The sequence below is a fragment of the Roseococcus sp. SDR genome (genome assembly GCF_019083995.1).
In the GTDB taxonomy this organism is placed as follows: Bacteria; Pseudomonadota; Alphaproteobacteria; order Acetobacterales; family Acetobacteraceae; genus Roseococcus.
On record NZ_JAHRCU010000004.1, the window covers coordinates 71,651 to 80,892 of the forward strand.

Genomic DNA, 9,242 nt, shown 5'->3' on the forward strand with positions numbered 1-9,242 from the left:
GCCACGGGCCCCAGACCCCTTTCCTTCAGGATGGGCCTGGTTCTGTGAAGGAACTCCTTGCCCCCCGCAGCATCGCCCTCATCGGCGCCTCGGGCGACCCCGCGCGCCTCACCGCCCGCGCGCAGATCTACCTCCGCAAGCATGGCTATGACGGCACCTTGCACCCGGTGAACCCGCGCGCGCCCGAAGTGCTGGGCGAGCGCGCCTATGCGACGGTGGAGGAGATCCCGGGCGAGATCGACTTCGCCTATATCCTTCTCAACACCGAACACGTCGAAGGCCAGATCGCCGCCGTCGCCGCCAAGGGCGCCAAGGTGGCCTGCATCCTGGCCGATGGCTTCGCCGAGGCGGGGCCCGAAGGGCTGGCACGGCAGGAACGCTGCGTCGCGGCTGCGAAGGCGGCGGGCCTGCGTCTGCTCGGTCCCAATTCCATGGGCCTGATCAACATTCCCGCGCGCATCGCGGTCAGCGTGAATGCGGCGCTGGAGGCCCCTTCCCTGCCCGCTGGCCGCATCGCCCTGGTCAGCCAGTCGGGCTCCATGCTGGGCGCCATCATGTCGCGCGGCGCCGCGCGCGGGATGGGCTTCAGCCACCTGATCGCGACCGGCAATGAGGCCGATCTGAGCGCCGGCGAAATCGCCGCCATGCTGGTGGACGACACCGGCGTAGATACGGTGATGCTCTTCCTCGAGGCCATCCGCCAGCCGCAGCACTACGCGCATGCGGCCTGGAAGGCGCATCGCGCGGGCAAGCCGATCATCGCCTACAAGCTCGGCCGCTCGCCTTATGGGGCGGAGCTTGCCACCAGCCACACCGGCACGCTGGCCGGTTCCGATGCGGCGGCGGAGGCCTTCTTCCGCGCCCATGGCATCCTGCGCGCGACGATGCTGGAGAGTTTTCTCGAACTGCCGGCCCTGGCTCTCGGCCGCCACCCGGCCGCACGCCCGCATCGCGCCGTCTCGGTCCTGACCACGACGGGGGGCGGCGGCGCGATGGTGGTGGATGCGCTGGGCGTGGCCGGCATCGAGGCCCGTGTCCCCGATGCCGCGGCCTCGGCCGCGCTGGACGCGGTGAAGATGCACGGCCATGGCCGCCTGCTCGACATGACGCTGGCCGGCACCAAGCCCGAGCGCATCGAGGCCGCGATCCGCGCGCTCGACAAGGCCGCGGATACGGATGCGATCATCCCCGTCATCGGCTCCTCCGCGCAGTTCCGCCCGGCGGATGCGGTGGCCGGCATCCTGGCCGCCGCCCCGCATGTGCGCCCCGTGGCAGCCTTCCTGGTGCCCCAGGCCGATGCCTCGCTGAAGCTGCTGGCCGAGGCCGGCATCCCCGCCTTCCGCACGCCGGAGAGCCTGGCGGACGCCATGCGTGCCTTCCTTGACTGGCGCGCGCCGCTCGCCACCCCGCATGTGGCGCTGCCCGAGGTGAAGATTCCGGAAGCGCCGGACGAAGCGGATGCGCGCGATCTTTTCGCGGCACTCGGCCTGCGCACGCTCTATTCACGCGAGGTCGAGGCCGAGCACCGTTTCCCCGTGGCGCTGAAGATCCTCTCGCCCGACATCGCGCATAAGACCGAGATCGGCGGCGTGGCGCTGAACATCCCCGATCCGGGGGCGCTGCGTGAGGCGGCGGCAGCGATGCAGGCGCGCGTGGCGAGGGCCGCACCTGATGCGCGGATCAACGGCTTTCTCATTCAGCCCATGGCCAAGGGCCTGGCCGAAGTCATCCTCGGCTTCCGGCGCGACCCGGAGGTAGGCCCTGTCGTGCTGCTCGGCGCCGGCGGCGTTCTGGCGGAACTGCACCGGGACGTCGCCCTCCGCCTCGCCCCCCTGCATGAGGCCGAGGCGCGGGAAATGATCGCCGAGGTGCGGAGCCTGCGCGTGATCGAGGGCTGGCGCGGGCTGCCGCGCGGCGATGTGGAGGGCCTCGTACATGCCATCGTCGCCGTCTCCCGCCTCGCGGCCCTGCCGGAAATCCTTGAGGCGGAGATCAATCCGCTGATGATCCATCAAGAAGGCCTGACCGTGGCCGATGCCTGGGTGGTGCGCGCATGACCGATCTCCGTTCCCTCATCGAGGCCCGCTATGGGCATCTGCCCTTCGAGCCACCGGCCGAAGCGCCACCCGCACTGGCCGCCCTGCTCGACCGCCGCGTGACCCGGCGCTTCAAGCCGGACGCCATCCCGGAACCGCTGCTGAACATCGTGCTGGCGGCCGCGCAATCGGCGCCGTCGAAGAGCGATATGCAGCAATATTCCATCGTCGTGCTGGAGGATGCGAAGCGGATCGCCGCCATCGCGGATTGGATCGGCACCATGCCCTGGATCAAGGATGCGCCGAACCTCCTGATCTTCTGCGCCGACATCCGCCGCAACCGCGACATCTGCGAGCGCGCGGGGCGCGAGCACGCCAATGACAACCTCGACACGCTGCTGAACGCGACGGTGGATGCCTCTCTCGCCATGGGGATGTGCATCGCGGCTGCGGATGCAGCCGGCCTCGGCACCTGCCCCATCTCCTATGTGCGCAACCACATGGAGAAGGTGGCGCCGCTGCTCTCGCTGCCCAAGGGCGTCTTCCCCATCGCCGGCCTTTCGCTCGGCTGGCCGGCCGCGCGCAACGAGCCCAGCGCGCGCCTGCCGCCCTCCGTCGTCATCCATCGCGACCGCTATTCGAGCGCGGGCGAGACGGAGGCGCTGGCCGCCTATGATGCGCGGCGCGAGCGCGCCAAGCCGCGCTATCCCGAGATCCACGGCCCCGCGCCCGAAGGCTGCACCTGGACGGAGAATGTGGCGCGCCAGCTCTCCGTGCCGGAGCGCGCCGGTTTCCGCGCGTGGCTGCGCTCGCGCGGCTTCGCGCTTGACTAGGGGCGATGACAATCCTGGCGGCGCCGATGCGGGCGGCCGCAAGCCACGGCGCGCGGTGCGGCCCAAGGATGCCGCGAGCCTGATCCTCTGGCGCGACGGCCCCCACGGCACGGAGGTGCTGATGGGTCGCCGCCACCGGGACATGCGCTTCATGCCGGGCGTGCTGGTGTTTCCCGGCGGACGCGTGGACATCGCGGATTATCATGCGCGCCCGGTCAGCGACCTGCCGAGCACCACGCGCCGCATGCTGGAGGTCAGCTCACGCCCGACTCAGGCCGAGGCGCTTTGCGCCTGCGCGCTGCGCGAACTGGAAGAAGAAGCGGGCCTCGTCATGGGCGAAATGGTGCAAGGCCGGCTGCACCCCGACTTCGCCCCCCTGCACTACCTGACCCGCGCCATCACCCCGGCCGATCGCCCCATGCGTTTCCACGCGCGTTTCCTGGTGGCGGAGGCAAAGCACGCCAAAGGCGAGATCCGCGGCTCGGGCGAGCTGGAGGAGATCCGCTTCTTTGCCCTCAGCGAACTGCACGCGCAGCCGCTGGCGAAGATCACCGGCATGATCCTGGACGAGTTTTCCGCCTGGCTCGCGCTCTCGCCGCAGAGCCGTGCGCGGCGGCAGCTCATCAGCATCCAGGGGCGCGACAACCGCCTGGCCGAGAAGCGTTAGACGAGGCGCCAGCCCTCGCCCTCGCGCATCAACTCCCTCCGCGCCACGCCATCCTCCTCCAGCATGATCAGCTGGGCGAGCAGGCTGCGCCCCGCGGCCGTCACAAGCTTCGGGTCCAACGGCCCATAGACCTGGCCGACCAGGGCCGGGATTAGCATCGTCCCGCCCTCGCGCAGGGCCGCGATGATCCGTGCCTCGCGCCGGCGGCGATGCTCGGCCAGGCCATCGAGGAAGGGCATGGGGTCCGGCAGCTTCGGGCCGTGGCCGGGGAGGTAGAGCCTGTCCTGCCCCTCGCGCGCGCGCAGCCGGGCCAGGCTCGTCATGAAGTCCCGCATGTTGCCGTCGGGCGGGCTGACCACGCTGGTGGACCAGCTCATCACATGGTCGGCGCTGAACAGGATGCCGGTGCCCTCCAGCGCGAAGCAGAGGTGGTTGCCGCAATGGCCCGGCGTGAAGATCGGCGTGACGCGCCAGTCGCCGCCCTCCAGCGGCACGCCATCGGGCAGTCTGACATCGGGCTGGAAGGCGTGGTCGCCGCTTTCCACGCCGGGCGTCGCGTGGGGGCCATGCGCATAGGTGGGCGCGTCCGTCGCGGCCTGGAGGGCTGCTGCGCCCGGCGAATGATCCCGATGTGTGTGCGAGACCAGGATATGCGTGATGCGCTCAGCCGCCGTCGCGGCCAGAATCGCGCCCAGGTGATCCGCATCCACCGGCCCCGGATCGAGCACGGCGACCGAGGAGCCGCCGCCGATCAGGTAGGTATTGGTGCCGCGATAGGTGAAGGGCCCCGGGTTGTTGCACAGCACGCGGCGCACGCCGGGCGCGATCACCTCCACCTGGCCATGCACCAGCGGATCGTCGCGCAGGAAGGGGATGTTCACGCGGAGTTTCCTCGTTTTTGCGCAGCGCGGATGGCCTCGCGCCGCATGATGTAAAGCGCGGCCAGCACGATCAAGCCCGAGCCCACGAAGGTGGCGACACCCGGCGTCTCGCCGAAGAAGATCCAGCCCAGCAGCACCGCCCAAAGAATGCTCGTGTAGGAATATGCGCCGAGCGAGGAGACCTGCGCACTCGCGAAGGCCTCGGTCAGCATCACCTGCGCGACACCGCCGACGAGGCCGATCACCAGCAGCAGCAACCATTCATGTCCCGAAGGCGTGACCCAGACGAAGGGCAGCGTGAGCGCCGTGAAGCTCGTCATCAGCAGCGATTGCCAGAGGACGATGGTCGTCGAGCGCTCGGTGGCGGAGAGGCTGCGGACCAGCAGCGTGGTGGCGGCCGAGAAGACGCCATGCATGACGGCGATGACCATGCCGAAGATGATCCAGGGATCCATCGGTCCCATGAAGGCGCCCTTGCCCAGCGCGATGACGAGGATGCCGACGAAGCCAAGGCCGACCGCGCTGAAGCGGTGGATGCCCACCTTCTCGCCCAGCAGCGGGATGGCAAGCAGCGTTACGAAGATCGGCGTGGTGAAGGTCAGTGCCGTCTGCTCGGCCAGTGGCAGCACGGTCAGCGCGAAGAAGGAGCAGGACATGGCCGCCGTGCCGGTCATGGCGCGCATGACGTGCTGCGGGAAGCGCTGGGTTGCCAGGCTGGGCGCGCCCCCCATGCGCCAGACGATCGCGAAGACGACCGGCAGCGCGAGGATGCTGCGGAAGAACATGATTTCGAAGAAAGGGATGCGCTCACCCACCAGCTTCACCACAGCGCTCATCATGGTGAAGAGCGCTGTGGAAGCCAGCATCAGGAGCGCGCCGCGCTTCGCGTCATGCCGAAGCGCCACGTTCCGCCCTTTCCTGCGAGCGCCGCACCCGCTCGCGATGCAGGTTGTAGAGCCCGGCGCAGATGACGATGCAGGCGCCGATCAGCGTGGTCCAGGCTGGGACCTCGTTCCAGATGAGGAAGCCCAGCACCAGGCCCCAGAGCAGCGGCGAGTATTCGAGCGGCGCCAGCGAGGCGATGTTGGCGAGAGCGAAGCCCCGCGCGAACAGCAGATGCGCCGCCGCATTGGCGATGCCGAAGAAAAGCAGCAAGGGCAGCAGCCAGCTCAGCGGGAAAAGGTCGGGAAAGCCTGTCGGCGGCCAGAGGGCGGCGATGGGCAGCACCATCAGGCCGAGCGGGATATGCGTCAGCATCAGCCAGAAGGAAATGCAGGCAGGCGTATCGGTGGCCGCCAGGGTGCGGGTCCAGATCCGGCTGAGAGCCATGCCGCAGACGGCGACCAGAAGCACCGCCGCCTCCCAGCGCCAGAGCTCGCCACCCGGCTGGAGCATGAAGAGCACACCAAGGAAGCCGACGCCGCAGGAGGTCCAGCGACGCCAACCCACGCGCTCACCCAGCATGGGGATGGCAAGCAGCGTCATCAGCAGCGGTGCGGCCGCCGCCACGGCATAGCTGTCCGCGAGGCCGAAGCCCGACATCCAGACGAAATACCAGAGGATGGAGACCGAGCAGTGCATGACCGAGCGGCCGAAGACGAGCCGCTTGTTGCGCGGCCAGAGCCCGCGCCCGCGCGTCAGCAGCGCGATGGAAAGGGCGCCGGCGCCGCCGCGCCAGAGCATGGCTCCGGCCACGCCCACAACCGGCAGCGCGAACTTGATGGCGGCATCAGCGAAGGAGATGATGCCATAGCCGAGCGCGGCCAGCATGAGGCCGCGCACCGCGGCCTCCCCGCTGGTCGAGCGGCCGGGCGGGTCCTTATCCAAGCAAGGCTTCGGCCTGCATGCAGGTCGCGCCCCCGTGGTCGCGCGTCTCGGCGGTGGCGGCATCGGCCTCGATGCGCGCGAGGACGGCCAGCGCATTTCCCGCGAAACAGGGCCGCTTGCCACGAAAGGCGAAGCGCTTGAGGCGGCGACCGGGTGCGGCGTCCAGGATGGTCTGTGCCATCAGCGTCGCCTGCAGCGGGCCATGGACGATGAGGCCGGGATAGCCCTCCTCACCGGTCACATAGGGGATGTCGTAATGAATGCGGTGGCCATTGCCCGTCAGCGCCGAGTAGCGGAAGAGCATCAGCGCATCCGGCACGAGATCGCGCCGTGCGTCGCTCGCGAATTCGGGCGCGGGCTCAGCCGGGCGCACCGCCGCACCCTCGATGCCGCGATAGACGATGTCATGCTCCTCTGTCAGCACGGGGCCGCGCGGGCCGCTGATCTCATGGCGCACGGTCACGAAGACGAGCTTGCCCGAGCCGCCCGACTTCTCCGAGATGGCGGCGATCGTTGAGACGCGAGTGACCCGATCCTCGGCGCGCAGCGCATTCGCATGGAAATCGAGCCGCCCGCCCGCCCACATCCGGCGCGGCAACTCGTGCACGGGCGGCAGGAAGCCGCCGCGCTTCGGGTGCCCGTCAGGCCCCACGCCCGAGGGGCGGCGCCAATCCTGGAAGAGCATCCAATGCCAGAGCGGTGGCACGTCCCCCTCCGGCGTGGGGCGGTCCAGCGTGGCGGCGAGACCCTCGATCAGGCGCGGGTCGAGGCGGTCCTCACGGGTCTCCGTACGGCCGAGGAAGTCTTGGTAGCTCATCCGGACATCCTTCTCCCCTTGGCCCGCGCGCCGCAACCGGGTTTTGCGCGCATCTGCCATCCCTTGGCCATGTTCCGGGCTTGCAACCGCCATGTCCCCCGGCCAGAAGCGCAGCATGGACGCCGTCGAATACGAGCTGATGGACGCGGTCGAGGACCGGATGTGGTGGTACCGCGCCATGCATGGCCATGCGCTGCGCGCGCTCGAGGGCCTGCCGACTGCCGCACGCATCCTGGATGCCGGCTGCGGTACGGGCGGCTTTCTGGCCAAGCTGCGCTCCGCCCATCCGGGCGCCGAGCTGTTCGGGCTGGAATATGCCGAGGCCGCTGCCTTACGGGCCGCCAGCAAGGCAGGCGCCCATGTGGCCGCCGGGACCATCAACGCCCTGCCCTTCCCGGATGCGCATTTCGACGCCGTCGTCAGTCTCGACGTGCTGTGCCACGCTGCGGTGGATGAGCCTTCGGCGCTGGCCGAGTTCCGCCGGGTGCTGCGGCCGGGCGGCCGGCTTGTGCTGAACCTGCCCGCGCATGAGTGGCTGCGCTCCGCCCATGACCTGCGCGTCCACACGGCCCGCCGCTATGACCGCGCCCGCGCCGCGGCCGTGCTGGGCGCGGCGGGCTTCGAGCAGGCGGAGCCACGCCATTGGAACAGCCTGCTGCTGCCGCTCATGGTGCTGCAGCGAAAGGTGCTGAAGCGCGACGAGGGCGATTCCTCGGACGTGGCACCCTTCCCGCCCTGGCTGGATGCCAGCCTCTTTACCGTCTGCCGGCTGGAGGCGGCGCTGCTTGGCGCCGGCCTGCGTTTCCCGGCCGGCGGCTCCGTCCTTGCCACCGCAACCCGTCCCCTGGACCCCGCACATCCATGAACGACCATCCCGTCGGCCTTTCCATCGTCGTCCCCGTCTATCGCGGGGCGGCCACCATCGGCCGCCTCGTCGAGGCTGTCTCGCAGCTGAAGCCCGCGGGCGGCATCGAGATCATCCTGGTCAACGACGGCAGCCCGGACGACAGCGGGGATGTGTGCCGGCGCCTCGCCGCGACTGCGACCGTGCCACTCACCTACATCGAGCATGCGCGCAACTTCGGCGAGCACAATGCGGTGATGACCGGGCTGCGCGCCGCCCGCGGCGCCTATGTCATCAACATGGATGACGACCTGCAGAACCCGCCGGAGGAGCTCATCCGCCTCTACGACCATGCGCGGCTCGGCGGCTGGGACGTGGTCTATACGCGCTACGCCAAGAAGGAGCATGAGGGCTGGCGCAACCTCGGCAGCCGCTTCGCCAACAAGGTGGCGGACAGCCTGCTGGACAAGCCCCGCGGCCTCTACCTCTCATCCTTCCGCTGCATGAGCGCGATGGTGGTGCGCGAGGTCACGAAGTATTCCGGCCCCTACCCCTATATCGACGGGCTGATCATGCAGGTGACGCAGCGCATCTCCTCGATCGAGGTGGCGCATTACGCGCGCGTCGACGGCGTCTCCAACTACAACATGCGACGGCTGGTGCGGCTCTGGCTGAACCTCGCCACCAATTTCTCGGTGCTGCCGCTGCGGCTCGCAATCTTCGCCGGTGTGGCCATGGGCATGCTGGGCTTCCTGGTCGCCATCGTTGTCATCATCGAGGCGCTGTTCTTCGAGACGCCGTCCGGCTGGGCCTCCTCCATGATGCTCATGCTGCTGATCGCCGGCGTCCAGTTCACCATCCTTGGCGTGATCGGCGAATATGTAGGCCGCGCCTTCCTCTCGGCCAATGGGAAGCCGCAGGGCGTGGTGCGGGAGGTGATCCACCCGCGCGAGAAGGTGCACGGGGAATGACGCTCTACTGGGGGGCGCTGGCCGCCGCCATCAGTTCCTCCCTGGTCGGCCAGGTCCTGCTGAAGGCGGGCGCCGAGGCGGTGCAGGGTGTCAGCTTCGTGAGCCAGATGCTGCGCTGGCAGACCATGCTCGGCCTCTGCTTCTACGGCAGCGGCGCGCTGCTCTACATCGCCGCCCTGCGCCGCATCCCGATGAGCGTGGCGCTGCCCTGCACGGCGGCGAGCTATGTGCTCATCGCCGCCATCGGCTGGTATTTTTTCGGTGAGACGCTGGGCGCGCAGAAGATCGCGGCCATCACGCTGATCGCCGCCGGCGTGGTCCTGCTCGCCACCGCCTGATCCGGACAAGCGGGCGATTGGTCCCGCT

Annotated in this window: 10 protein-coding genes; 6 read left to right on the forward strand and 4 right to left on the reverse strand. The window is 69.3% G+C overall.

The genetic code is table 11. The annotated features are described in order from the left end of the window. Positions 1-44 precede the first annotated feature (44 nt). From KTR66_RS25245 to KTR66_RS06200, 3 genes are read left to right on the forward strand one after another with little or no spacing between them, the layout of a single operon-like run. Positions 45-2,057, forward strand: coding sequence for an acetate--CoA ligase family protein (locus KTR66_RS25245; protein WP_213611505.1), 2,013 nt, complete (start codon positions 45-47; stop codon positions 2,055-2,057). Then, positions 2,054-2,869: a nitroreductase family protein gene (locus KTR66_RS06195; RefSeq protein ID WP_213611507.1), complete on the forward strand. Its 816-nt coding sequence runs from the start codon at positions 2,054-2,056 to the stop codon at positions 2,867-2,869. The genes KTR66_RS25245 and KTR66_RS06195 overlap by 4 nt, the downstream gene beginning before the upstream one ends. Then, positions 2,862-3,536 (forward strand): NUDIX hydrolase, encoded by a 675-nt coding sequence (locus KTR66_RS06200; RefSeq protein ID WP_249731893.1) that lies wholly within the window; start codon positions 2,862-2,864, stop codon positions 3,534-3,536. Before KTR66_RS06195 ends, KTR66_RS06200 begins: the two co-directional genes overlap by 8 nt. Here KTR66_RS06200 and KTR66_RS06205 read toward each other — a convergent pair. From KTR66_RS06205 to KTR66_RS06220, 4 genes are read right to left on the reverse strand one after another with little or no spacing between them, the layout of a single operon-like run. Beyond that, positions 3,533-4,417 carry an MBL fold metallo-hydrolase gene (locus tag KTR66_RS06205; protein WP_213611511.1) on the reverse strand — a complete coding sequence of 295 codons (885 nt, stop codon included), beginning with the start codon at positions 4,415-4,417 and terminating at the stop codon, positions 3,533-3,535. The two genes, KTR66_RS06200 and KTR66_RS06205, sit on opposite strands and share 4 nt — an antisense overlap. Continuing rightward, complete coding sequence (locus tag KTR66_RS06210) at positions 4,414-5,322, reverse strand: DMT family transporter (protein ID WP_213611513.1); 909 nt, start codon at positions 5,320-5,322, stop codon at positions 4,414-4,416. The genes KTR66_RS06205 and KTR66_RS06210 overlap by 4 nt, the downstream gene beginning before the upstream one ends. Next, entirely contained in the window at positions 5,306-6,244 is a 939-nt protein-coding gene (locus KTR66_RS06215) for a DMT family transporter (RefSeq protein ID WP_249731894.1), read from the reverse strand. Before KTR66_RS06215 ends, KTR66_RS06210 begins: the two co-directional genes overlap by 17 nt. After that, complete coding sequence (locus tag KTR66_RS06220; protein ID WP_249731895.1) at positions 6,237-7,061, reverse strand: MaoC family dehydratase N-terminal domain-containing protein; 825 nt, start codon at positions 7,059-7,061, stop codon at positions 6,237-6,239. The genes KTR66_RS06215 and KTR66_RS06220 overlap by 8 nt, the downstream gene beginning before the upstream one ends. 115 nt (positions 7,062-7,176) lie before the next feature. Here KTR66_RS06220 and KTR66_RS06225 point away from each other — a divergent pair, with 115 nt between their 5' ends. Genes KTR66_RS06225 through KTR66_RS06235 form a run of 3 tightly spaced genes read left to right on the forward strand, consistent with a single transcriptional unit; the run spans position 7,177 to position 9,214 of the window. Further along, complete coding sequence (locus KTR66_RS06225; protein WP_213611520.1) at positions 7,177-7,926, forward strand: bifunctional 2-polyprenyl-6-hydroxyphenol methylase/3-demethylubiquinol 3-O-methyltransferase UbiG; 750 nt, start codon at positions 7,177-7,179, stop codon at positions 7,924-7,926. Further along, the gene (locus KTR66_RS06230) at positions 7,923-8,876 is read left to right on the forward strand and encodes a glycosyltransferase family 2 protein (protein ID WP_213611522.1); all 954 of its coding nucleotides are present in this window, start codon (positions 7,923-7,925) and stop codon (positions 8,874-8,876) included. Before KTR66_RS06225 ends, KTR66_RS06230 begins: the two co-directional genes overlap by 4 nt. Continuing rightward, positions 8,873-9,214 (forward strand): multidrug efflux SMR transporter, encoded by a 342-nt coding sequence (locus KTR66_RS06235; RefSeq protein ID WP_213611524.1) that lies wholly within the window; start codon positions 8,873-8,875, stop codon positions 9,212-9,214. The genes KTR66_RS06230 and KTR66_RS06235 overlap by 4 nt, the downstream gene beginning before the upstream one ends. The last annotated feature ends 28 nt before the right edge of the window (positions 9,215-9,242 follow it).

Excerpts from the sequence above, each read along its gene's own strand:
- KTR66_RS06195 (WP_213611507.1), top strand. The coding sequence starts at position 2,054 with ATGACCGATCTCCGTTCCCTCATCGAGGCCCGCTATGGGCATCTGCCC.
- KTR66_RS06220 (WP_249731895.1), bottom strand. The coding sequence starts at position 7,061 with ATGAGCTACCAAGACTTCCTCGGCCGTACGGAGACCCGTGAGGACCGC.
- KTR66_RS06225 (WP_213611520.1), top strand. The coding sequence starts at position 7,177 with ATGGACGCCGTCGAATACGAGCTGATGGACGCGGTCGAGGACCGGATG.
- KTR66_RS06230 (WP_213611522.1), top strand. The coding sequence starts at position 7,923 with ATGAACGACCATCCCGTCGGCCTTTCCATCGTCGTCCCCGTCTATCGC.
- KTR66_RS06235 (WP_213611524.1), top strand. The coding sequence starts at position 8,873 with ATGACGCTCTACTGGGGGGCGCTGGCCGCCGCCATCAGTTCCTCCCTG.